This is a genomic window from Microbacterium fluvii (assembly GCF_025515205.1).
GTDB lineage: Bacteria > Actinomycetota > Actinomycetes > Actinomycetales > Microbacteriaceae > Microbacterium > Microbacterium fluvii.
In genome coordinates this window covers 464,828-487,822 of record NZ_JAOPFX010000002.1, presented here as the reverse complement: position 1 = coordinate 487,822, position 22,995 = coordinate 464,828, and the positions used below count along the sequence as shown (strand labels likewise).

Genomic DNA, 22,995 nt, shown 5'->3' with positions numbered 1-22,995 from the left:
CTACAGCGACGACCCGGGGTTGAGAATTCCCTGCGGGTCGAACACCGCGCGCAGGCGCTGCTGCAGCGCGTGCACGTCGGGGCCGAGCTCGCGCGCGGCCCACTCGCGCTTGAGGCGCCCCACGCCGTGCTCGGCGGTGATGGTGCCGCCGAGCTCGAGCGCGAGCGCGAAGATGCGATCGGCGGCCCGCTGGGCGGCAGCCGGCACACCCTCGCCGCGCTCGGTAACGATGATCGGGTGCAGGTTGCCGTCGCCGGCGTGGCCGAACACGAAGATCCGCACGCCCTCCTCGTCGGCGATCCGCCCGATCTCCCGCACGGCGTCGGCCATGCGGCCCCGCGGCACGGCGATGTCTTCGATCAGCGGCCGCCCCAGAGCCTCGAGGGCGGGCAGCGCCTGGCGTCGCGCGAGCAGCAGGCGGGCGGACGCGGCAGCATCCGTCTCTGTCTCGACCAGGGTCGCCAGGGGCGCGACCGCGTCTGCCACCACCGACAGCTCCTCGAACGCCCCGAAGCCGTCGGTCTGGGCGATCAGCAGCGCCTCGCCGCGGGCGCGCAGCGCCGTGCCCTCGAGGGCGTCCACGGCGCCGAGCGTCGGACCGTCGAGCAGTTCGAGCACGGCGGGCCGAGCGCCCGAGCGCGTGATGGCGGTGACGGCGCGGGCGGCCGTCTCGATGTCGGCGAAGTAGGCCGCGGCGGTCGCCACCCGCACGGGACGAGGCAGCAGCCGCAGCGTCGCCCCCACGACGATGCCGAGGGTGCCCTCGGACCCCGTGAACAACCCGACGAGGTCATAGCCCGTGACACCCTTGATGGTGTCGCGGCCGACGTGCACGAGGGTGCCGTCGGCCAGCACGACGTCGAAGGCGAGCACGTGATCGCGGGTCACGCCGTACTTGGCGCCGCGCAGCCCGCCCGCGTTCGTGGCGATGTTGCCGCCGACGGTCGAGATGCCGACGCTCCCCGGATCGGGCGCGTACATCAGCCCGTGAGACGCGGCGGCGTCATCCAGCACCGCCGTGATCACGCCGGGCTCGACCCGCGCCAGCTGCTCGTCGGCGTCGATCTCGAACCGCTGCAGCGCCGAGAGGTCGAGCACGATCGCCCCCGGCACCCCGACCGCGGCGGCCGCGAGGCCCGATCCCGCGCCGCGCGCCACGACGGCCGTGCCGGTGGCCGCGGCCCACGCCACGACCTCGCGCACCTCGTCGACCGTCCGCGGCGTCGCCACGCCGTCCGGCCACACCGCGGGCCACCCCGAGCGGTCGACGGCGACGGCATGCCGGCGATCGGGCGCGACCTCGACGAGCGGATGCAGCGCCGTCACGCCCCGACCACCCTGCGGTCTCGGGTGAACAGGTCATAGCCGAACTCGACCGGCAACGGCACCTCTCCCGGGCGTCCGCCGCGGGCCGACAGCGCGCCGAGCGCACGCACGACGGCGGTGTTCAGCGGCGCTTCGACGCCGATGATCCGGGCGATGAGCACGATCTCGCCGCTGAGGAAGTCGACCTCGCTCGAGGTGCCGCGGGCGAAGCTCTGCCACGTCGACAGATGCCCGGAGTCATGCGCTGGCACCTCGCCGATCTGCAGCCGCACGCCGTCGAACGGCGGTGGCGCCACCGCGAGCCGCGCCGCGGCGAACACCGCCCGCGCCTCGGCCGCGAGGGCCGCCTCGGCGTGCTCCGCCTCGTCGACGGTCGCCTCGAACACGTCGACGACATTGCGCAGGTTCGCGATGAGCTTGCGGCGCTTCGCGGCGGCGATGTCGGGCTCGACCGAGGTCGCGAAGCCCGCCCGGGCGAGGGCGACGCGATGCCGCTCCTCTTCGCCGGGGAGCGACTGCGGGTAGCCGCCGAGCCACGCCGCCCCGACGATCGGGTAGGCGGGCGACACGACGACGCCGGGCTCGAGGTGGCTGGCGGGGATCCCCACCGACACCCCGATGACGGTCTCGAAGCGGCGCAGCGCGATGTCTTCGACCGAGATGCCGTTCTGCAGCGTCAGCACCGGCAGGTCGGCCACGACGCCGGTGCCGTCTGCCAGTTCCACCCACGCGATCGCCGCGATCGCCCCCTCGGCGTCTTGCGCCTTGACCGCCAGCACGACGGTGTCGGCGGCCGTCGGGCGCGCGTCGGCGATCGAGCCCACCACGTCGACCCGCACGACGTCGTCGCCGTGCGGACGGCGGATGCGCAGGCCATCGCGCGCGATCACCTCCCGCGCAGCGCCTCGGGCCACGAGCGTCGTCGGCACCCCCGCCAGCGTCCACTGCGCGGCCAGCAGCCCGCCGAGGGCCCCCGCCCCCACCACGATATACCTGCTCACGCCACGGCCTCCTTCAGCCTCTGCCCCGGCACCGCCGCCAGCAGCGCCCGTGTGTAGTCGTGCTGCGGCGACCGCAGCACCTTCTCCGCCGCGCCCTGCTCGACGACCCGGCCCTGCCGCACGACGGCGACCTCGTGCGCGACGGCCTCGACGACGCCGAGGTCGTGCGAGACGAAGACGTAGCCGACTCCGAGGCGCGCCTGCAGGTCGGCGAGCAGCCGCAGCACCTGGTCCTGCACCGAGACGTCGAGGGCCGACACCGGCTCATCCAGGTACACGAGCTCGGGCTCGACGGCGAGCGCCCGTGCGATCGCGACGCGCTGGCGCTGACCGCCCGACAGCTCGGCGGGGCGGCGGCCGGCGGCATCCGTCGGCAGACCGACGAGGTCGAGCAGTTCGCGCACGCGCCCCCGCCGCGACGCCCGATCGCCCACGCCGAACGCGACGAGCGGCTCGGCGATCGATCGGCCCACCGAGAATCGAGGGTCGAGCGCGGCATACGGATTCTGCTGCACGAGCTGGAACCGCCGCCGCAGCGCCCGCGCCTCGCGCCAGCCGAGCGCGCCGACCTCGACGCCGTCGAACCGCACGGCGCCGGCCGTCGGCCGCTCGACGCCCAGGGCGAGACGCAGCATGGTCGTCTTCCCAGACCCCGATTCCCCGACGATGGCGAGGGTCCTGCCCGCACGCGCCTCGAGGTCGACGCCGTCGACGGCGCGCTCGACGGATGCCGCCCCCTCCGCCCGCGGCAGCGCGAACTCCTTGACGACCCCGTCCCACCGCACGAGCACGGGAGCATCGGCGGGGGCGGACGGGGGCGGCACCGGCGCGGTGAGCCCAGGAGCGGCCTGCACGAGCCGGCGCGTGTACTCGTGGGCGGGGGCGGCGAGCACCGGGAGCGCGTCGCCGGTCTCGACGACCTCGCCGCGGCGCAGCACGACGATGCGGTCGGCGCGGTCGGCGGCCACGCCCAGGTCGTGCGTGATGATCACCAGGCCGATGCCGCGCTCGCGCACGAGCCGGTCGAGGTGGTCGAGGATGCGGCGCTGCACCGTGACGTCGAGGGCACTCGTGGGCTCGTCGGCCACGATCACGTCGGGGTCGCCGGCGAGGGCGATCGCGATGAGCACACGCTGGCGAAGCCCACCCGACAGCTCGTGCGGGTACTGCCGCGCCCGCACGACCGGATCGTCGATGCCGGCCTGCTCGAGCGCGGTCAGCACCTCGGCATCGACGAGCGGCTTCGCGACCCCGCGCAGCCGCACGGCTTCGGCTACCTGGTGGCCGATGCGCTGGGTGGGGTTGAGCGAGACGGTGGGATCCTGCGGCACGAGCCCGACCACGCGGCCGCGGACCCGGCGCGCCACGCGCTCGGAGGCGCCGGCGAGTTCGACCCCCGCGACTCTGGCCGAGCCTGCGGCGATGCTCGCGTTGTGGGGCAGGAGGCCGAGGAGGGCCAGCGCGGCCGTGCTCTTGCCCGAGCCCGACTCCCCCACGATCGCGACGCGTTCGCCGCGGGCGACGGTGAGGTCGATGCCGGCGAGGGCCCGCCGCGGCGCGCGCCCGTCGGAGAGCCGGTAGTCGACCGCGAGGCCCGTGATCTGGATGACCGGATCGCTCATCGCTGGGTCTCCTCGAGGGTCTTGGCGAGGTGGTTGAGGCTCAGCACGACGGCCGCGACGAACAGGCCCGGCAGCAGCGACACCCACGGCGCCGTGATCAGGTAGTTTCGCCCGTTCGAGATGAGCGTCCCCCACTCCGCGGCCGGCGGCGCCGCCCCGAACCCGAGGAAGCTCAACGCCGCCACGGCGAGGATCGCCGCACCGAAGTCGAGCACCGCGAGCACCACGACCGGCCCCCACGAGTTCGGCAGCACGTGGGTCAGCAGCACCCGCAGCCACGAGGCGCCGCCCGCGCGGGCGGCCTCGATGTAGGGCAGGGTCTTGACCCGCAGCACCTCGGAGCGGGTCGTGCGGGCGAAGCCCGGCACGATGCCGATGCCCACCGCGATCGCCACCGGCAGGGTGCCGAACCCGAGCGCCGTCACGATCGCGAGGGCAAGCAGCAGCCCCGGGATCGCGAGGAAGACGTCGACGATGCGCATGATGACGGCATCCGTCCCTCCGCCGACGAAGCCGGAGAGGATGCCGAGCGACAGGCCGACGACGAGCGCCAGGCCGATCGCGAGTGCGGTCGCTGCGAGCGTGAGGGTCGAGCCGTGCACGACGCGCGAATACAGGTCGCGGCCGAGCTCGTCGGTGCCGAACCAGTGCGCGAGGCCCGGCGCCTGCAGGCGCTCGGCCGGGGCCGTGGCGGTCGGGTCGTGCGTCGCGAACAGCGCCGGCCACACGGCCGTCAGCACCGCGAAGACGACCAGGGCGAGCGCGATCACGACGCCGGGGCGGCGCAGCAGGGCCAGCAGCGGATGCGGCGCCCTGCGCTCCGGCGGGGACGCCGTGGCGACGGCATCCGCCCGCTCCCTCGCAGGGAACAGGGCGACGGGCTTCTCGAGCAGCTCGGTCATGCGCGACTCACTTTCGGCGTGCGGGCGATGCGGGGGTCCAGCAGCGGGTAGAGCAGGTCGACGACGAGGTTGACGACCACGAATGCGGCGGCGGCGATCACGACGATCGCCTGTACGACGGGGATGTCCTGCGCGAGCACCGACTCCTGCGCGAGCCGGCCGAGGCCGTTGCGCGAGAAGACGGTCTCGACGACGATCGATCCGGTCACGGTCGCCCCGACGAGAAGGCCCAGGATCGTCAGGGTCGGGAGGGCCGCGTTGCGGAACGCGTGGCGCAGCTGCACCGCCCCGCGGCTGAGCCCCTTGGCGCGCGCCGTGGCGATGTAGGCCTCGCCGAGGGTGTCGTCGAAGCTGCGGATGAGCACCTGCGCGAGCACCCCCGCCGTCGGGATCGCCATCGTCACGGCCGGCAGCACGTAGCTCTGCGGCCCGTCGTCGCCCATCGCGGGGAACCAGCCGAGGGTGAAGGCGAAGATCTGGATCAGCAGCAGCCCGATCCAGAAGTTCGGCACGCTCACCCCCGCTGCCGGGAGCCGCCGCAGGAAGGTCGCAAGCGGCCCGTGCGGCAGTCGCGTGGCGATCACGGCGAGCGCCGTGCCGGCGATGAGGGCGATCGTGACGGCCAGGATGCTGAGGGTCACGGTGCCGGGCAGTCGCTGCGCGATGAGGTCGGTCACCGGCAGCCCCTTGGCGTACGAGGTGCCGAAGTCGCCGCGCAGGGCCGCCGTGAGAAGACCCAGGTACTGTTCCCAGACGGGCCGGTCGAGCCCCAGCCGCGCCGCCGCCTGCTCGCGCTGCGCCTCGGTGAGCGAATCGATCTCGATGTTGTTCGCCGACAGCTGCAGCGCCACCGGATCGCTCGGAAGCAGGTAGAGGATGACGAAGGTCACGGTGTAGGCGGCCCACAGCACGAGGGCTGCCTGACCGACCCGTCCGAGAACGTACCTGAGCATGATTACGCGGCGTCCTTCCAGATGTCGTAGTACGACAGGAACGACTCGCTCGTGAACCGGAACCCGTGCACGTCGCCTGCGGTGGCCGCCTGCTGCACGCGCTCGAACACCGGGAACGAGACGCCGTCGGAGATCAGCAGCTCCTGCAGCTCGGCGTAGACCGCCGCGCGCTCGTCGGTGTTGGTGGTCTCCAGGCCCGCGTCGAAGAGGTCCTTGACCTGCTGAGCGGTCTCGGGGCTCTGCGCGTTCGCGGCGAACTCCTTCGAGCCTGCGTACCGGTCATCGAGGATCCACTGCAGCACGCCGGGGTCTGCCCGCGTGTAGTAGGTCGCCAGCAGGTCGTAGTCGCCGTTCGTGATGATGCTCGCCCGCTCCGCGGCCTGGTAGACCGACAGGTCGAGCTTGATGCCCACCTGCTTGAGCTGGTCCTGCAGCAGCACGTCGCCGGGCGTCTCGGCCGTGATCGGCTCGACGAGGGTGAGGGTCTCGCCGTCCTTCGTGCGGTAGTCGGCGCCCTCTTCGAGCGTCCAGCCGGCCTCGTCGAGCAGCTGCGCGGCGCCCTCGGGATCGTAGGCGAGCTGGTCGGCCTCGCTCACGAAGAACGGCGTGGTCGAGTTGAACGCCCCCTCGACGACCGGGTAGTCGTCTCCGTAGATCGTCGCGGCGTAGGTCTCTCGGTCGATCGCCTTCTGCAGCGCGTCGCGCACGAGCGGATCCGACAGCGGCTTGTCGCCCGACACGTTCGGGTAGAACGCGTACGACGGGCCGGGGAGCGAGCGCGACTCGATCGTGGCTCCCGCCGAGGTCAGCAGCGCCGCATCCTCCGGGGTGAAGGGGTTGCGCGGCCACGCGATGTCGCTCGCGCCGCTGGCGAGATTGCCGGTGCGCACGCTGTCTTCTGCGACGTAGTGGATGTGGATGGCGTCGAGGTAGGCCTCGCCCTGGTGGGCGTTGAGGTCGCTCGCCCAGTTGTAGCCGTCGCGCTTGCTCAGCTCGATGCCCTCACCGGGCGTGTACGAGTCGAGCACGAACGATCCAGAGCCCACGACGTCGCCGAGGCACCGCTCTTCGGGCGTCGCTTCGTACGACGAGGCCGCGAGGATCGCGAGGTTGGTCGTCGACGTGCCCTGCAGGAAGGCGGCGTTGGGCGTGGCGAAGTGCACCTCGACGGTGTCGGCGTCGACGGCGGTCGACGACTCGTAGCCGGCGATGTAGACGCCGCCGTAGGCGCCTGGCACATCCTTGATCGTCTGCGCCGCACTGTCGAGGGCGAGCACGACCGAGTCGGCGGTGAACGCCGTGCCGTCGCTGAAGGTGACGTCGTCGCGGAGGTCGAAGGTGTAGGTGAGGCCGTCGTCGCTGACCGTCCAGTCGGTCGCGAGCCACGGCACGATCTCGCCGGTGTCGGGGTCCTGGTCGGTGAGCGAATCGGCGAAGTTGCGGATCACCTGGCGGTGCTCGATCCAGTAGGTCTGGAACGGGTCGACGCAGGCGAACGCGGCGTTGTCGGGCCAGAACTCGACAGTCAGCTCGCCGCCCGCGACCGGGGTGCCCTCGGTGGAATCGGCCGCCGGTGCGCTCGCGGTGCTCGCGCACCCCGTGACGACGGCGACGGATGCTGCCGCCAGCACGGCGAGCGCCGCGGTTCGGTAGCGATGGGTGGTGCTCATGATGGTGGTGCCTCTCTTGGTGGTGGATATCCCCGGTCGTTGAGCGAGGAGCGAAGCGACGAGACGAAACGCAGTCGTCTGTCAGAGCTGAAGGAGGGAGCGGCCCGCGGCGACCAGCGCCGCGTCGTCCTGCGGAGGATGGGGCCGTGCGCACAGCACGTCGCGCAGGTGCCGTTCGAAGGGCAGGCTGCGGGTCAGCGCCGGGTTGCCGATGGCGGCGGTGATCGCCTCGACGGCGCCGATCGCGGCGCGCGAGGTGAGGAGCTTCGCGAGCCCCAGCCGCGCGGGGTCGGCGGTGCCGGCGTCGACGTCGGCGGCGAGCGCCGCCAGCACGAGCTCGGCCTGCACGATCTGCGCGCGCGCTTCGCCGGCGACCGACTGGATGCGCTCGAGCGTCGCGATCGGCCGCCCGAGCGAGGTCGGCACGCGCTCCTGCGCGAACGTCGCGAAGGCCTCGAGCGCGGCTCGCGCGACGCCGACGTAGAGGGCCGGAACGGCAAGGGCGAACACGCCGTGCGGGGCGCCGTTGTTCGGCACGGTGCCCACCGGTGCGCCGGAGAAGTTCTCGAACGGCACGGCGACATCGGTGTAGATGACATCGTGGGTCGAGCTCGCGCGCATGCCGAGGTGGTCCCACGTGCGTTCGATGCGGATGCCGGGGGCATCCCCCGGCACGATCACGTGCCCCACCCGGGGCTCCGGCTCGTCGGTGACGACCCAGACGAGGTGGTAGTCCAGGCCCTCCGAGCCGGTGGCGAAGCCCTTGTGCCCCGACACCGACCAGCCGTCGGACGTGCGCCGGGCGACCGTCGCGGGCAGCCCGCCGCGGGCGGGGGCTCCGAGCTCGGGCTCTGCGCGCACGGCGTTGATCAGCACGGGCCTGACCTGCGACTCGGCGAGCACGTGGGCGTAGAGCTCTTCCGGCCACGTGCCGGCGGCATCCTGCGCCGCGTGCTGGAACACCGTCATCGCCGAGATCAGCGCGACCGAGGGGTCGCCCTCGCCGAGAGCGAGGAAGACCTCGACGGTGTCGCGTGCCTCCAGCCCCACGCCGCCGTAGCGACGGCCGACGGAGGCCGTGAGCAGCCCCGCCTCGTGCACGGCGCGCAGGCCCTCCCACGGGAAGGAGCCGTCGCGGTCGTGCGCGGGCGCGTGCAGCGCGAGCCGGTGCGTCAGGGCGCCGAGGGTCTCGGCATCCGTCCGCGCCGCCTGGATGCCCACGGCCTCCGTCGCACTCATCCGCGTGCGCTCTCGAGCGTGCGGGCGCCCTCGACGATCGGCGGCTGCGGCACGACCTGCCCGCGGGCACCCGTGGCCTCGCGGTGGGCGAGCTCCTGCCGCACGAGCGGCAGCACGTAGCGGCCGTAGTCGATCGCGTCGTTGAGGTTGTCGTAGCCGCGGATCGAGACGAGGTCGGCGCCGAGGTCGACGTAGTCGAGGATCGCGGCGGCGACCGTCTCGTAGCTGCCCACGAGCGCCGTCGAGGCGCCGCCGGCGTTCGTGACCTCTGCGGGCTTGGTCCACAGCGCCCGGTCGTGCAGTTCGCCGCGGGCGGCGGCATCGAGCAGCCGCTGCGAGCCGACGTTCTGCGGCGCGGCCTTGCTGTGGTGACGGAACGGCACGAGCCCCGCGTTGGCGTAGGTCTCGGCGACGCGGCCGATGTGACGGTGCGCCTTCTCCCACGCGAGCTCGTCGGTCTCGGCGACGATGGGGCGGAAGGTGACCCAGATGCGGGGGCGGTCGGCGCGACCGGCGGCGGCCGCCTCGGCGTTCACCCGCGCGATCTGCTCGCGGGTGTCGGCGAGGGGCTCGCCCCACAGGCCGAAGATGTCGCCGAGCGCTCCGCCCACGCGGTAGGCCGCGTCGGACGAGCCGCCCACCGAGATCGGGATGATGCCTGCCGGCGGGAAGCCGGGGCCGAAGTCGTCGAACCGGTAGTAGGTGCCCTCGTGGCTGAAGGGCTCCCGCTCCGTCCACGCGCGGCGGACGATGCGGATCCACTCCTCGGAGCGGTCGTAGCGCTCGTCTTTGCTCAGGTAGTCGCCCTGCCGCGCCTGCTCCGCGTCGCTGCCGCCCGAGATGATGTGCACCACGGCGCGGCCGTCCGAGATCTGGTCGAGGGTCGCCAGCTGCTGCGCGGCCACGAGCGGGAACACCGTGTTGGGCCGAACCGCGACGATCGGCTTGATGCGCTCGGTGGCCGCGGCCACGGCGGTGGCCACGACGAACGAGTCGGCCGAGCTCGAGCCGTAGGGCACGAGCGTGTAGTCGAAGCCGGCGTCTTCGAGCGTGCGCGCGTAGCGGCGGAGGTAGGCGGGGTCGAGCGGGCGTCCCCCGGGCTGCGGGTTGAGCTCGTCACCCGGTCGGGTGTTGACGGCGCTGATGAACTCGACGGTCATGGCGGATCATTCCTTTCCGGCCGGAGCGAGGGCGCCCGGCTGCGAGCCGATCGCCACGGGGCGATCGGGGTGGTTCGACCACTGGCTCCACGAGCCGGGGTACAGCTGCGGCGTGAAGCCGGCGAGGGTGAGCGCGACGAACGCGTGGGATGCCGTGACGCCCGAGCCGCAGTAGACCCCGACCGGTGCGCCCTGATCGACGCCGACGCCGGAGAACTGCGCGCGCAGCGCGGCGGCGTCGAGAAAGCGGCCGTCGGAGGCGACGTTGGCGGTCGTGGGCAGATTGACGGCGCCCGGCACGTGCCCTGCCCGCGGGTCGATCGGCTCGGTGTCGCCGCGATAGCGCTCTTCGGCGCGCACGTCGATGAGCACGCCGTCTGTCGGCAGCGCCGCGGCCTGGTCGATCGTGAGTCTCGGCAGGAATCCGCTGCGCAGCACGACCGAGCCGGGCTCGGCCACCACCGCGCCCTCTTCGAGCGGACGCCCCGACGAGGTCCAGGCCCGCAGCGACCCGTCGAGGATGCGCACGTCGGGAAGGCCGGCGTCGGTCAGCAGCCACCAGGCTCGCGCCGCCGAGAGCGACTTGAGGTCGTCGTAGACCACGACGGTGTCACCTGGGTCGATCCCCCATCGGCGGGCGGCGGCCTGCAGGCGCCCCGTCGACGGCAGCGGGTGCCGCCCGTCGGCGGGCACGCCGTGCTCGGCCAGCTCGTGGTCGAGGTCGACGTAGACGGCGCCGGGGATGTGCCCCGCGAGGTACTCGGGCCGCCCGTCCGGACGGTCGAGCCGCCAGCGCACATCGAGGATGCGCAGGGTGTCGGGCGAGCGCACGACCAGCTCGGCGAGCTCGTCGGCGGTGATGAGGATGTCGGACATGAGGGCTCCTTGGGTATGGCGAAAGGGCGCGCAGCAGCGCGGCGGGAGTGGTGCGGGTCGAGCGGGCGAGCAGAGCTCAGCGAGGCATCGAGCCGCACATTCGACAGGGCATCACCGAGACCCGCGCGCGCTCGACGCCGGCGCGGTGCGCGGCGGAGGCGATGCTGCTGGTCATGTCGGTTCCCTGTCGTCGGTGAGGTGACACCCACCATAGGAACCCGCGAGGGGGCCTGACGAGACCTCCGGGCGCTATGTGTCGCCGCGTTTCACGATCGCCGCCTGCACCGCGCAACGACGCGGCGCGCAGCATCCGAATGCGTCGAAAGATGACGACGGACTACGGATGCTGCGCCATCAGCCCGACCACGAGATCACCCGCGATGCGGCGGCTGTGGTCATGGCGGGAGGGGTCGAGCAGGTCGCGGCCGAACAGCACCCCGAAGGTGTGCCGGTTGGCGACGTGGAAGAAGGCGTAGGAGCTGATGGCGGCGTGCACGTCGAGCGCATCGACGTCGTCGCGGAAGACGCCGTCGGCCACACCTCGGCGCAGCACCTCGCTGAGGGTCGCGATCGCCGTCTGGTTCAGGTCGGTGAGGGCGGCCGAGGTGGCCATGTGCTCGGCTCGGTGGATGTTCTCGATCGAGACGAGCCGGATGAAGTCGCGATGCGTCGTGTGGTGGTCGAAGGTCGCCTCGGCGAGCCGGCGCAGCGCCGCGACGGGCTCGAGGTGGGCGACGTCGAGGGTCTGCTCGAGCTCGCGGATCACCTGGTAGGCGCCCTCGAGCACCCGCAGATACAGCTGCTCCTTCGACTCGAAGTAGTAGTAGATCATGCGCTTGGTGGTCTGCGTCTGCGCGGCGATCTCGTCGACCCGCGCGCCGTCGTAGCCGTTCGCGGCGAACTCCGTCGTCGCCACCGCGAGGATGTCGCGGCGCGTGCGCTCGGGGTCGCGGCGGCGCACCGGATCGGCGGCGGCGGTCGAGGTCATGACCGCAGACTATCCGCCCGTTCGCGCCCGGCACGTCATCGTCGCGACGATCATGTCGCCGATGAGCGCGCGGTGCGCAGGCTGCAGCGCGGGGTCGAGCATGTCGCGGCCGAAGATCGCGTCGAAGGTGTGGCGGTTGGCGACGTGGAAGCACGCGTAGGCGCTGATCATCATGTGCACGTCGAGCGCGTCGACGTCGTCGCGGAAGTCGCCGGTCGCCACCCCGCGGGCGATCACCTGCTCGAGCACGCCGATGGCCGACGAGTTCTCGGCGAGGATCGTCGGCGACCGGCGCAGGTGCTGGGCGCGCAGGATGTTCTCGGTGCTCACGAGCCGCATGAACTCCTGATGGGTCGTGTGGTGGTCGTAGGTCGCCTCGGCGATCGTGCGCAGCGCGTCGGCCGGTGAGAGCTCTGCCACCCGCACGTCGCGCTCAACGGCGCGGATGTGGGCGTAAGCCCGCTCGAGCACGGCGAGATACAGGTCGTCCTTCGAGGCGAAGTAGTAGTAGATCATCCGCTTGGTCGTGCGGGTGCGCGCGGCGATCTCGTCGACCCTGGCGCCGGCGAACCCGTGCGCGGCGAACTCGGCGGTCGCGACATCGAGGATGTCCTGCTGCGTCGTGATCGTGGTCACCCGGCGTGCTCCTCGTCGTCGATCAGCGCGAGGAAGTGCTCCCGCATCCGCTGCCGATCGGCGCGGATCCCGGTGATGATCTCCATGCTCGAGACGGCCTGCCCCACCGCCATGCGCCCGCCGTCGAGTACCCGACGCCCCGCGGCCTCGGCGCGCTGCACGAGCTCGGTGCGCAGGGGCCGGTAGACCACCTCCGACACCCACGCGTCGCGTGCGAGCAGGTCGAGGTCGACGGCGATGCCTGGATGGTGCGCCATGCCGGTGGGAGTCGCGTGCACGACGCCGGTGCAGCGGGCCAGGGGCGCGTCGACATCGACGACGGCCGAGACGCGCTGCGCCGGGAAGAGCGCCTGCAGCCGCTCGGCGAGCGCTCCCGCGCGGTCGGCGTCGGCATCCGACAGCACGAGGTGCTCGGCTCCGCTCGACAGCAGCGCATACGCCGTCGCGGCCCCCGCACCGCCGCAGCCGAGCTGCACGACCTCGCCGAGATCGGCGTCGGGCAGCCCTTCGCGCAGGCCATCGCGGTAGCCGAGCCAGTCGGTGTTCCAGCCCGTCATGCGGCCGCCCTCGAACACCACGAGGTTCACGGCGCCCAGGCGCTGCGCGTCGCCGTCGAGCTCGTCGACGATCTCGAGGGCGAGCTGCTTGCACGGGTGGGTGACGTTCATGGCCGCATAGCCGCGGTCGCGGGCGGAGGCCAGCAGGCCGCCCACGGCGTCGGCAGGAAGGCCCAGCTCGATGAGGTCGAAGATGCGGTAGTCGTAGTCGAGCCCGAGGCGGGCGGCCTCCACCATGTGCATCGGCGGGGTCAAGGAGCGGCCGATGCCGTCTCCGATCAGCCCGACGACATAGCCGTCGGGCTGATCGGCCGGGGGGATCGGATCGGATGCCGTCACGCCGGGGCCGCCAGCCGGTCGACCGCCCGGATCGCCAGCTCGTAGCCGTAGGCGCCCGCCCCCGCGATCACCGTACGCGCCACCGTCGACACGAGCGAGTCGCGGTGCGCGGCATCACGGGCGTGGATGTTGGTCAGGTGGATCTCGACGATGGGCGTCGGCAGCATCCGCAGCGCGTCGAGCAGCGGCACCGAGCGGAACGACAGCCCGGCCGGGTTGATGACCACCCCGGCGCGTTCGTGGAACGCGTCGTGCAGCCAGTCGATGAGCTGATGCTCGGCGTTGGACTGCGCGAAGAAAAGCTCGTGGCCGAGTTCGGCGGCCACGCGCTCGCACTCCGCCCGCACGTCGGCCAGGGTCGTCGTGCCGTAGAGCTCGGGCTCGCGCAGGCCCAGCATGTCGAGGTTCGGTCCGTTCAGCACATACAGCTTCATGTCGGCTCCTTCGTCGTCAGTGCAGGCCCAGCAGCGTCGGCACGATCGTCACGATCGGCTCGAACAGGGTGAGCAGCAGCAGCACGGCGCCCAGTGGAATGAGGAAGGGCAGGATGCCGCGGAACAGCTCCCCCATGGGCCTGCGGGTGATCGAACCGACGACGAACAGCACCGCTCCCACGGGCGGGGTGAGCGAGCCGATCATCAGGTTGAGGATCATGATGACGCCCAGGTGCACCGGGTCGATGCCGAACTGTGCGGCCACCGGCATGAGGATCGGCACGAGCACGAGGATGACGGGAGCCGCCTCGAGGAAGATCCCCAGCAGGATCAGCAGCACGTTCAGCAGCAGCAGGAACACGATCGGGTTCTCGGTGAGGGTCGTCAGCCACTCGCCGAGGCTGCGCGAGACCTGCTCGCGGGCGAGCACCTGGCCCATGAGGTTCGAGGCGCCGAGGATGAGCAGGATCCCGCCCGAGATCACGACGGTCTCTTTCGCGGCCCGCCAGAAGGTGCTCCACGTGAGCGTGCGGTAGACCAGGCCCAGCACCAGCATGTAGGCCGCGGCGATCCCGGCGCTCTCGGTGGGTGTGAACCAGCCGCTGAAGATGCCGCCGAGGATGATCACAGGAAGCATCGCGGGCCCCAGCACCCGCAGCGAGGCCCTGCCCAGCATCGCGGCGCTGAACGGCTTGCCGCCGGCGACCTGGGGGTGCAGCTTCACCCAGATGAAGATGTAGAGCGCGAGGCCCAGCGCCATGAGTCCTGCCGGCAGGATCGACCCGGCGAACAGCGCCCCCGTCGAGATCGACGCCGTCGCGGCGAACAGCACGGCGGGGATCGACGGCGGCATGACGGTGCTCATGAGCGAACCGGATGCGGTGAGTCCTGCGGAGAAGCCGTAGGGGTAGCCGGCCTTCAGCATCTGCGGGATCTGCACCTTGCTCGTGGAGGCGGCGTCGGCCAGGGCCGAGCCGCTGATCCACGAGAACCCGATCGCCGTGCCCAGGTTGACGTAGGCGAGGTTGCCTGGCACCCGCGGCAGCAGGGCGCGGGCGAAGTCGTAGAGCCGCGTTGCGATGCCGAGGTGATTGGCGATCGTGCCGACGAAGATGAACAGCGGCACGGCCAGCAGCGGGAAGCTGTTGATGCCGTTGACGATGTAGGTCAGCGTGTAGCCGGCCGAGAGCCCGTTCGTGTAGAAGTACAGCATGCTGGCGGCGATCATCGCGAAGGCGACGGGCACCCGCAGCAGCAGCAGCGCGACCAGCAGCAGGATGTAGAGCCAGAGATCCATGCCTCAGCCCTCCATCTCGGAGATGTCGAGCTGACGCTCCGGGCGGTTCGTGTAGGGGATCTTGTAGACCGAGTGCACGGCGGCCGAGACGAACCCGACCAGCGCGAAGATGTACAGCACCCCGAGCGGCAGGTGCACGGCGGCGCTCGAGCGCCCCCACTCGGCGCCGATCTTGACCCAGGCCTCGTAGGCCAGGGCGAGCGAGGTGGCCGCCATGACGACGGCCGAGACGACCCGCAGCGCGACGAAGAGCCTGGTGCCCGCCAGCATCCCGTCGAACACCTCGATGACGACGTGTCCGTTGCGCCCGACGAGATAGCCCGTCGTGATGAAGGTCAGCGCGATCATCGACAGCAGGGCCATCTCGCCGGCGCCCACCCAGCCCATCGCCGGAACGTAGCGGCCGAGCACCTGGTACATGACGCCGACGAAGATGAATGCGAACAGCACGACGGCCACGGTCACTTCGATGTGCGACAGCACGCGCAGCACCAGCGGATCCGGTGGCACTCCGCGGTCGCGCTGGGGGGCCGTGAAGACCGTGTCGGTGTGACCGTAGATCGACTCGTCGGTCTCGTTCTCGTCGCTCATGCCTGCGACTCTGCGGCGAACGGGCGCTGTGGCCAAGCCGAGTTTCGCCGAATGGGACACCCGAGATCACGATGGCGCAACGGGTGTCGGGGGGGTGTTGCGACGGAACGTACTAACCAGTACGTTCGACGCCAAGCGGGTCGATGGGGACCCGCTCGCGAAAGGACTCCTCGATGTCGAGCTCTCCCGGAACGACCCCCGCCCCCACGAGCGAACCGGGCTCGGTGCTCGGGCGCATCCTGTCTCTGCTCGACGCCGTCGAGGCCTCGGGCGGAGTGATCTCTGTCACCGAGCTGGCCACACGCACCGGCATGCCCAAGTCCACCGTGTCGCGGCTGGTCGCCGGCCTGGTCGAGCAGCGCTACCTCGGCCGCGCCGAGGGGGGCGTCGCGCTAGGACTGCGGCTGTTTGAATACGGCGCTCGGGCGAGCTTTCCCCGGCGGCTGCGGGCTGCGGCCGCGCCGATCATGGCGCAGCTGCGCGAGACGACGGGCGAGCGCGTCGGGCTGTGGGTGCACCACGGCACCGAGATGGTCTCGCTCGCCGCCGTCGCGGGGCGCCTGCCGATGCTGCCCACGCGCGCCGGCATGCGCTCCCCCGCCCTGACCACCGCCAGCGGCAAGGCCTACTTGGCGTTCTGCGCCGACCCCGCCGTCGTCGAGCGGGTGAGCGCGCCCCTCGTGCGCGATGCCGCCCGCCGGTTCCGCGGCGAGCTCGACTCGGTGCGCGCCAGCGCCGTCGCGACCGATCACGGGGTGGCCTTCCCCGGCATCGCCGCCGTCGCGAGCCCCGTGCTGTCTGCCGACCGCATCGTGCTGGGCGCTCTGTCGCTGGCCGGCCCGAGCGACGGCATGGACGCGCAGCGGGTCGCGCCGCTCGTGCGGGCGGCATCGGTGCAGCTCGCCCGGCGCCTGGCTGCGGCCTGAGCCGTGCGCACCGCAGGGTGGACCGAGCAGGTCACGGTGCTCGACCGCGTGACGGCCGTGCTCGACGCCTTCGACGCGGGCGACGACGGCATCGGCGTGAGCGAGCTCGCCCGCCGCGCGAACCTGCCCAAGTCGACCGTGTCGCGCATCGCCGCCGACCTCGTCGCCGAAGGGCTGCTCGAGCGCGACGAGGGCAGGCTCTACGTCGGCGCGCGCCTGCACGACCTGGGCCGCGCGGTCGACCTGCCCCGGCGACTGCGGGCGGCGGCTCTGCCGGTGATGACCGAGCTGCGCGACGCGACGGGCGAGACTGTGCGGCTCACGGTGGCAGACGACGTCGAGCGCGTCGTGATCGCCGTCGCCCGAGGGCGGGTCGAGACCGCCAGGACCCCCGCCGTCGGCAGCAGGATCGCCGGTGGGGCACCCGCGGTCGGCTCCGCCGTGCCCGCCCGCTCCGGTGCCGAGATCGCACGCCTCGAGATCGCCGCAGAAGCCGACAGGTCGGACTTCCACCCCGACCGCCTCGCCCCGCTCGTTCGGCGCGCGGCCGCGATGATCGGTCAGCGGCTGCGCGCGCCGCGCACGTGAAGCGGGGCGGATGCTGTCAGCATCCGCCCCGCCCGTCGTGCCGTCGGGTCAGCCGGCCATCGCGCGGATCGCCTGGTAGGCGGCCAGCGCGTCGCCGGTGAAGTAGCCCTCGAAGTAGGTCTCGGCCTTGGTGATGAAGGCGTCCATGTCGATGTCGTCCTGCTCGATCACGGTGAACGCGGAGTTCTCGCGGTACTCGTCGAGGATCTCCTCGGTCGCCTCGTCGACGCAGGCCGCGTTCTCGGGGCGGATCTCGTGGATGGTCTTCTCCAGGAGCGCCGTCTGCTCTTCGCTGAGCTTCTCGTAGGTCTTGCCGCTGACGAGGATCCAGTGGATGCCGACGTTGTGGTCGTTGAGCACCGCCGTGTTGAGCACCTCGTCGTAGCTCGACGAGCGCGTGGCGACGATGGGGTTCTCCTGGCCGACCGCGATGCCCTGCTGGAGGGCCGTGTAGACCTCTTCGACGGCGACCGAGACCGGGTTGGTGACCCCGAGCGCCTCGGCGTTGGCGAGGAACTGCGGCGAGTTCGGGAAGCGGATCGGCACGCCGGCGAGGTCGTCGGGGCTGTGCACCTCGACGTCCTTCGTGGTGAAGGTGCGGTTGCCGAAGAACCAGCCGTCGACGATGTGCACGCCGGTGGCCTCCTGGAACTGCCCGAACAGGTCGGCCGAGCCCTCGTCGATCCACTTGAACGCGTGGTCGACGTTGTCGAAGGCGTAGGCGGCGTCGACGACGCCGATCGGCTCGAAGGTGGCGCTCAGCGCTGAGGCCCCCTGCAGATCGATGTCGATGTCGCCGGCCTGCACCTGCGGGAAGCGGTCGGCGTCGGGGCCGAGCTGACTGGCCGGGTAGAGCTCGACCGTGAAGCCGATGTCGGCCGACTCCAGCCTCTCCTTGAGCAGCTCGACGCCGCAGTAGTAATTCGGGGTCTGCTCGTTCTGGCTGGTGGCGACAGACAGCGTGACGGGGCTGTTCTCGGCGGCGCCCTCGGTGGCGTCGCCTTCGGGGGTGGTGCCCGCGGAGCAGCCGGTGACGATCAGGGCGGCTGCGGCGAGCGCCGACGCGGCGGCGATGCCTCCGCGCGTCGTGCGGCGTGTACCCATGTGAGTTCTCCTCTGGTTTCGCGGTGCCGACGCGGGTCGCCGGCACGCGGCTCGTGGTGGTGCGACTCTGATGCAGCCCCTCACGATCGCCTAGCGACGTCCCGTCGAATGGAACAGCCGTCGCGGCCCTAGGGTGGTCGCTGGACGATTTCGAAGGAGAGAGATGACCACGGATGCGGCGAACCCCATGCGCGGGGCGACGGTGCTGATCACGGGAGCAGCCCGCGGCATGGGCGCGATCTATGCGCGGCGCGCGGCGGCCGAGGGGGCACGGGCGATCGCGCTGTGGGACATCGACGGCGAGGAGGCCCGGCGCCTGGCCGACGAGCTGTCCACCGTCGGTGCGGACGCCCGCGCGTATCGGGTCGACGTGTCGCAGCTCGACAGCATCCGCGAGGGCATCGCGCAGACGCGCGCCGACCTGGGTGCGCCCAGCATCCTGATCAACAACGCCGGCATTGTGCGCGGGGCGCCCTTCTGGGAGCACGATCAGGTGCGCGACACCGAACTGACGATGCGCATCAACACGCTCGCGCCGATGTGGCTCACCCGCGAGGTGCTGCCCGACATGATGGCCGACACCTCGCGCCCGCAGCGGATCCTCAACATCGCATCGGCGGCCGGCACCCTCGCCAACCCCAACATGAGCGTCTACGCGTCATCGAAGTGGGCCCTCATCGGCTGGAGCGAGTCGATGCGACTCGAGCTCGCCCGGGCCGGCCATCGGCACGTCGGGGTGACGGTGTTCTGCCCGAGCTATGTCTCCACCGGCATGTTCGCGGGCGCCCGCGGGCCGCTGCTGACGCCCATCATGACGCCCGAGCAGGCGACGGATGCGGCCTGGCGCGGCATGCTGGCGGCCAAGCCCGTCGTCAACAAGCCGTGGACCGTGAAGTTCGGCATGGCCCTGCGCGGCGTGCTGCCCACGCGCGCCTGGGATGTCATCGCGGCCCGCGTGTTCAAGGTCTATTCGTCGATGGACCACTTCACGGGTCGTGCGGGGGCCTGAGCCCGCTCACTGCGCGGGGAGCATCACCCAGACGCGCGCGCCGCCGGCGGGCGACTCGTCGATGCCGATGCGGCCGCCGTGCGCCTGCACGATCGTGCGGCACGTCGACAGGCCGATGCCCAGACCCGCCGCCTCACGGGTGCCGCCGCGCTGCATGAGCCCGAAGACGCGCTCGCGCTCGTCGACGGCGATACCGGGGCCGTTGTCGTCGACCGTGATGCGCCACGCGCCGGCGGCGGGCTCGACGCGCACCTCGACACGCGGGGTCGCCCCGGAGGCGGCGCTGAACTTGACGGCGTTGGCGATGAGGTTCTGAAAGAGGGCGCGCAGCAGGGTCGCGTCGCCCGCCACCCTGATCGGCGCGTCGACCTCGACGACGGCCCCTGCCTCGGCGATCACGGTCTGCAGGTCGTCGAGGGCCGACCGCACCACCTCGGCCAGCTCGACCTGCTCGTGCCGCGGCTGCGCGCCGCCCAGGCGCGCGAACTCGTAGAGGTCGCTGAGCATGTCGGCCATGCGGTCGGCGGCGGCCTCGGCGCGCGCGAGCGAACGGGCGGCGGAGGGGGCGGCATCCATCTCGGGGTCGTCGACGGCCAGCTCGATGAAGCCGGCGAGAGCCGTCAGCGGATTGCGCAGATCGTGGCTCACCTGCCCCGCGAAGCGGGCGAGCTGCTCGTTGGAGCGCTCGAGCTCGCGGGTGATGCGCCGCAGCTCGATCACGTCGACCACCTGGTGCGCCAGCAGGTCGAGCGCCGCGCTCTGGGCCGCGTCGAGGTCGCCGGGCTCCTCGCCGAAGACGCACAGCGTGCCGATCGCGACGCCGTCGGGGGTGACGAGCGGGCTCGACGCGTAGAACCGCACGTGCCCCAAGCGCCCCGTGACGAACGGGTTCTGCGCGAAGCGCTCGTCGACGCTCGCGTCGCTCACGATGACGCGACCCGGATGCTGCAGCACGACCGCGCACATCGAGTCCTCGCGGGCGCACACCGACGGCTCGAAGCCGATCGCGGCGACCTGATGCTGCGATCGGTCGTCGATGAGATTGACGACCGCCGTGTCGACGTCGCACACCGTCGCCGCCAGTCGCACGATGCCCTGCAGGTCGGCCTCCGGAGCTGCGCCGATCAGTCCGTAGTCGGCGATCGCATCACGGCGCGCGATGTCGTCGACGGTGATCACCGCAGCGGAAGATTCAGCACCCACCCCGTCACCCTACCCGCGCGGCGACGGTGATCAGCGTCGCGCGATCGTCGAGCCGCGGATCACGAGCCGCACCGGCAGGTGGTGGGTGCCTTCGCCGATGTCGACCCCGTCGATGGCATCGAACACGCGCTGCGCGGCCTGCCGCCCGAGCTGCTGGAGGTTGGCGTCGATGCTCGTCAGCTCGGGGCGGGAGTTCAACGCCAGCAGCTCCCAGTTGTCGTAGCCGATCACGGCGAGGTCGTCGGGCACGCTGCGGTCGAGATCGCGCGCGGTGTCGAGCACGCCGCGGGCGATCTGATCCGAGCCGCAGAAGACGGCATCGATCTCGGGATGCTGCCCGAGCAGCATCGCGGCGGCGTCGCGCCCCCACTGCTCCGACCACTCCGAGAACATCGGCTGCCCGATCAGCTCGAGTCCTGCCGATTCGAGCGCTGCTCTCGCGCCGGCCAGCCGGTCCTGCGCCGCCGCGTAGGCCGGGTCGCCCGAGACGTGCGCGATACGGGTGCGCCCGCAGGCCAGCAGGTGCTCGATCGCCAGGCGCCCGCCCGCATAGTTGTCGGGCGTGAGCGAGAGGTCGCGGGCGTCGTCGGAGGGCGCGTAGGCGTAGACGACCGGAACCGGGATGTCCTGCCCCAGCGACGGGCGCGGGTCTGTCTGGCGCCCCACGACGATGATGCCGTCGACGCGGCGGCTCAGCAGCGCCTTGAGGTGATGCTGCTCGCGGATGGCATCGCCGCGGGCGTCGCAGAGGAAGACGTTCACCTGGCCGGCGCCGAACGCATCCTCCGCGCCCATCAGGATCGGGATCATGAAGCGGCCCTCGAGGTCGCTCGTGAGAAGTCCCACGGTGCCGGTGCGGCCGGCGAGCAGGCCCCTGGCCATCGCATTCGGCGTGAACGAGAGCGCCTCGGCGGCCTCGAGCACGCGCGTGCGGGTCGCGGGAGCGACATCGCCTCGACCGTTGAGGGCTTTGGACGCCGTCGCGATCGATACTCCGGCACGCTGAGCGACATCGCTCAGGGTCGCCGCGCGCGATGCGGAGTCGTTGGACGACATGGCGCGACCTCCTCTGCTCGGGCGTTCCGTAAACGTTATCGGTTGGAACTCTTGACCGCTTCCCGACATGCACGATACCGTCCCGAAAGGGATTTCGTAGTTTTCGGAATCTCGAAGCCCTGCCCAGCGGTCCGCAGCTCGCGCTTCCGCTCAATGACGAGCAAGAGGAGAAAGCATGACAACGCAGCCACGCCGACGCGCCCTGACGCGGTCGCTCGCGGCGATCATCACCACCGGAGCACTCATCGGCGGGATGGCCGCCTGCTCCGGCGGCGGCCAGACGGCCGCACCCGCCGAGTCGGTGTCGGGCGACGGCGTCGACGACGGCTCGACGCTGACCCTGTGGACGCGCGCGCCGCTCGAGAAGCAGGCGAACCTGCTGGTCGACGCCTACAACGCGACCCACGACAACCAGGTCGAGCTGACGGTCGTGCCCAACGACGACTATGTCGCCAAGGTCGGTGCCGCCGCCGGCGCGAACGGCCTGCCCGACCTGTTCGCCGCCGACATCGTCTACGTGCCCAATTGGGTCGAGCAGGGGCTCTTCCAAGACATCACGGCCCAGATCGACGCCCTCGACTACAAGGACCAGATCAACAAGGGGCACCTCGCGGCGGGCACCTCCGACGGCAAGGAGCACGTACTGCCGTTCGTGCTCGACCTGTCGATGCTGTTCTGGAACAAGGAGCTGTTCACCGAGGCCGGTCTCGACCCCGAGAAGGCGCCGGCGACCATGGCCGAGTTCGCCGATGCGGCCAAGAAGATCCAGGCGCTCGACAAGGACGGCGTGTACGGCACCGCGACGGGGCTCAACTGCGGCGGGTGCCTCGTGTTCACGTGGTTCCCGAGCATCTGGGCATCCGGCGAAGAGGTGCTCAGCGACGATGGCACCGAGTCGCTCCTGGCGGGAGACGCCGCCAAGGAGGTCTACTCGACGTGGCGCGACCTGTGGGAGTCGGGCGCCGTTCTGCCCAGCTCGCAGGATGAGGCGGGCCCGACCTGGACCGCCGGGTTCACCGAGGGCAACGTGGGCCTGATGTTCTACCCCGCGACGCTGCTGTCGTCGACGCCGTTCGATGCGGGCGTGGCCGGCATCCCCGGTGTCGACGGCGGAGCCTCGACCTTCGTCGGCGGCGACGGCATCGGCATCTCGAAGGACTCGAAGAAGTCGGCGCAGGCGTGGAACTTCCTCACGTGGCTGATGTCGGAAGACGCCCAGGTGGGCGTGCTCGCGAAGAACAACGACGTCGTCTCGCGTGCCGACTTCGCCGACAACGAGTACGCGTCGAAAGACCCGCGCCTGGTGACGATCAACCAGGTGGCAGGGCAGGGCGACACCCCGGTGGCGATGAACTTCCAGCAGGCATTCAACGCCCCCGGCAGCCCCTGGCTGACGCTGGTGCGCAACGCCGTGCTCGAAGGCACCGACACCGTGGACGCCGACAACGACGGCATCACCGACATCCTCGGTCAGTGACCGCCCGGGCGGTGGCGCGGATCCGCGCCACCGCCCGACTC

At 71.6% G+C, this 22,995-nt stretch carries 22 protein-coding genes; 4 read left to right on the top strand and 18 right to left on the bottom strand.

Annotation, left to right across the window (positions count from 1 at the left end; translation table 11 throughout):
• From OAW74_RS10910 to OAW74_RS10840, 15 genes are all read right to left on the bottom strand, one after another.
• Nucleotides 1-1,326, bottom strand: coding sequence for an FAD-binding oxidoreductase (locus OAW74_RS10910; protein WP_262874389.1), 1,326 nt, complete (start codon nt 1,324-1,326; stop codon nt 1-3).
• Entirely contained in the window at nt 1,323-2,327 is a 1,005-nt protein-coding gene (locus tag OAW74_RS10905) for a ketopantoate reductase family protein (protein ID WP_262874388.1), read from the bottom strand. Before OAW74_RS10905 ends, OAW74_RS10910 begins: the two co-directional genes overlap by 4 nt.
• Nucleotides 2,324-3,949, bottom strand: a complete 1,626-nt coding sequence (locus OAW74_RS10900; RefSeq protein ID WP_262874387.1) for a dipeptide ABC transporter ATP-binding protein — start codon at nt 3,947-3,949, stop codon at nt 2,324-2,326. Before OAW74_RS10900 ends, OAW74_RS10905 begins: the two co-directional genes overlap by 4 nt.
• On the bottom strand, nt 3,946-4,851 hold the full coding sequence (locus OAW74_RS10895; RefSeq protein WP_262874386.1) for an ABC transporter permease: 906 nt from the start codon (nt 4,849-4,851) through the stop codon (nt 3,946-3,948). The genes OAW74_RS10900 and OAW74_RS10895 overlap by 4 nt, the downstream gene beginning before the upstream one ends.
• Entirely contained in the window at nt 4,848-5,804 is a 957-nt protein-coding gene (locus tag OAW74_RS10890) for an ABC transporter permease (protein ID WP_262874385.1), read from the bottom strand. The genes OAW74_RS10895 and OAW74_RS10890 overlap by 4 nt, the downstream gene beginning before the upstream one ends.
• A gap of 2 nt (nt 5,805-5,806) precedes the next feature.
• The gene (locus OAW74_RS10885; RefSeq protein ID WP_262874384.1) at nt 5,807-7,474 is read right to left on the bottom strand and encodes an ABC transporter substrate-binding protein; all 1,668 of its coding nucleotides are present in this window, start codon (nt 7,472-7,474) and stop codon (nt 5,807-5,809) included.
• A gap of 81 nt (nt 7,475-7,555) precedes the next feature.
• A complete protein-coding gene (locus tag OAW74_RS10880) occupies nt 7,556-8,713 on the bottom strand; it encodes an acyl-CoA dehydrogenase family protein (protein WP_262874383.1) in 1,158 nt (385 codons plus the stop codon).
• Nucleotides 8,710-9,873, bottom strand: a complete 1,164-nt coding sequence (locus tag OAW74_RS10875) for an LLM class flavin-dependent oxidoreductase (protein WP_262874382.1) — start codon at nt 9,871-9,873, stop codon at nt 8,710-8,712. Before OAW74_RS10875 ends, OAW74_RS10880 begins: the two co-directional genes overlap by 4 nt.
• Nucleotides 9,874-9,879: 6 nt before the next feature.
• Nucleotides 9,880-10,749, bottom strand: coding sequence for a sulfurtransferase (locus tag OAW74_RS10870; RefSeq protein ID WP_262874381.1), 870 nt, complete (start codon nt 10,747-10,749; stop codon nt 9,880-9,882).
• Between the two features lie 337 nt (nt 10,750-11,086).
• Nucleotides 11,087-11,737 carry a TetR/AcrR family transcriptional regulator gene (locus OAW74_RS10865; protein ID WP_262874380.1) on the bottom strand — a complete coding sequence of 217 codons (651 nt, stop codon included), beginning with the start codon at nt 11,735-11,737 and terminating at the stop codon, nt 11,087-11,089.
• A gap of 9 nt (nt 11,738-11,746) precedes the next feature.
• Nucleotides 11,747-12,373, bottom strand: a complete 627-nt coding sequence (locus OAW74_RS10860; protein WP_262874379.1) for a TetR/AcrR family transcriptional regulator — start codon at nt 12,371-12,373, stop codon at nt 11,747-11,749.
• On the bottom strand, nt 12,370-13,269 hold the full coding sequence (locus OAW74_RS10855; protein ID WP_262874378.1) for a shikimate dehydrogenase: 900 nt from the start codon (nt 13,267-13,269) through the stop codon (nt 12,370-12,372). The genes OAW74_RS10860 and OAW74_RS10855 overlap by 4 nt, the downstream gene beginning before the upstream one ends.
• Complete coding sequence (locus OAW74_RS10850; protein WP_262874377.1) at nt 13,266-13,703, bottom strand: type II 3-dehydroquinate dehydratase; 438 nt, start codon at nt 13,701-13,703, stop codon at nt 13,266-13,268. The genes OAW74_RS10855 and OAW74_RS10850 overlap by 4 nt, the downstream gene beginning before the upstream one ends.
• Nucleotides 13,704-13,719: 16 nt before the next feature.
• On the bottom strand, nt 13,720-15,000 hold the full coding sequence (locus OAW74_RS10845; protein WP_262874376.1) for a TRAP transporter large permease: 1,281 nt from the start codon (nt 14,998-15,000) through the stop codon (nt 13,720-13,722).
• Between the two features lie 3 nt (nt 15,001-15,003).
• Nucleotides 15,004-15,591, bottom strand: a complete 588-nt coding sequence (locus OAW74_RS10840; protein WP_262874375.1) for a TRAP transporter small permease — start codon at nt 15,589-15,591, stop codon at nt 15,004-15,006.
• Between the two features lie 173 nt (nt 15,592-15,764).
• On the opposite strand from OAW74_RS10840, the gene OAW74_RS10835 reads away from it, so the two are divergent.
• The gene (locus OAW74_RS10835; RefSeq protein WP_262874374.1) at nt 15,765-16,517 is read left to right on the top strand and encodes an IclR family transcriptional regulator; all 753 of its coding nucleotides are present in this window, start codon (nt 15,765-15,767) and stop codon (nt 16,515-16,517) included.
• Nucleotides 16,518-16,520: 3 nt separating this feature from the next.
• Nucleotides 16,521-17,105: an IclR family transcriptional regulator gene (locus OAW74_RS10830; RefSeq protein WP_262874373.1), complete on the top strand. Its 585-nt coding sequence runs from the start codon at nt 16,521-16,523 to the stop codon at nt 17,103-17,105.
• Nucleotides 17,106-17,153: 48 nt separating this feature from the next.
• Here OAW74_RS10830 and dctP read toward each other — a convergent pair whose 3' ends face one another.
• Nucleotides 17,154-18,209, bottom strand: a complete 1,056-nt coding sequence (gene dctP, locus OAW74_RS10825; RefSeq protein WP_262874372.1) for a TRAP transporter substrate-binding protein DctP — start codon at nt 18,207-18,209, stop codon at nt 17,154-17,156.
• 163 nt (nt 18,210-18,372) lie between these two features.
• On the opposite strand from dctP, the gene OAW74_RS10820 reads away from it, so the two are divergent.
• On the top strand, nt 18,373-19,218 hold the full coding sequence (locus tag OAW74_RS10820; protein WP_262874371.1) for an SDR family NAD(P)-dependent oxidoreductase: 846 nt from the start codon (nt 18,373-18,375) through the stop codon (nt 19,216-19,218).
• 6 nt (nt 19,219-19,224) lie between these two features.
• Here the strand turns inward: OAW74_RS10820 and OAW74_RS10815 are convergent, their stop codons facing one another.
• Entirely contained in the window at nt 19,225-20,421 is a 1,197-nt protein-coding gene (locus tag OAW74_RS10815; RefSeq protein WP_262874370.1) for a sensor histidine kinase, read from the bottom strand.
• A 30-nt stretch (nt 20,422-20,451) separates the two neighbouring features.
• Nucleotides 20,452-21,477: a LacI family DNA-binding transcriptional regulator gene (locus OAW74_RS10810; RefSeq protein ID WP_262874369.1), complete on the bottom strand. Its 1,026-nt coding sequence runs from the start codon at nt 21,475-21,477 to the stop codon at nt 20,452-20,454.
• Between the two features lie 175 nt (nt 21,478-21,652).
• Between OAW74_RS10810 and OAW74_RS10805 the strand changes: the two genes are divergently transcribed.
• On the top strand, nt 21,653-22,954 hold the full coding sequence (locus OAW74_RS10805) for an ABC transporter substrate-binding protein (RefSeq protein ID WP_262874368.1): 1,302 nt from the start codon (nt 21,653-21,655) through the stop codon (nt 22,952-22,954).
• Nucleotides 22,955-22,995 lie beyond the last annotated feature (41 nt).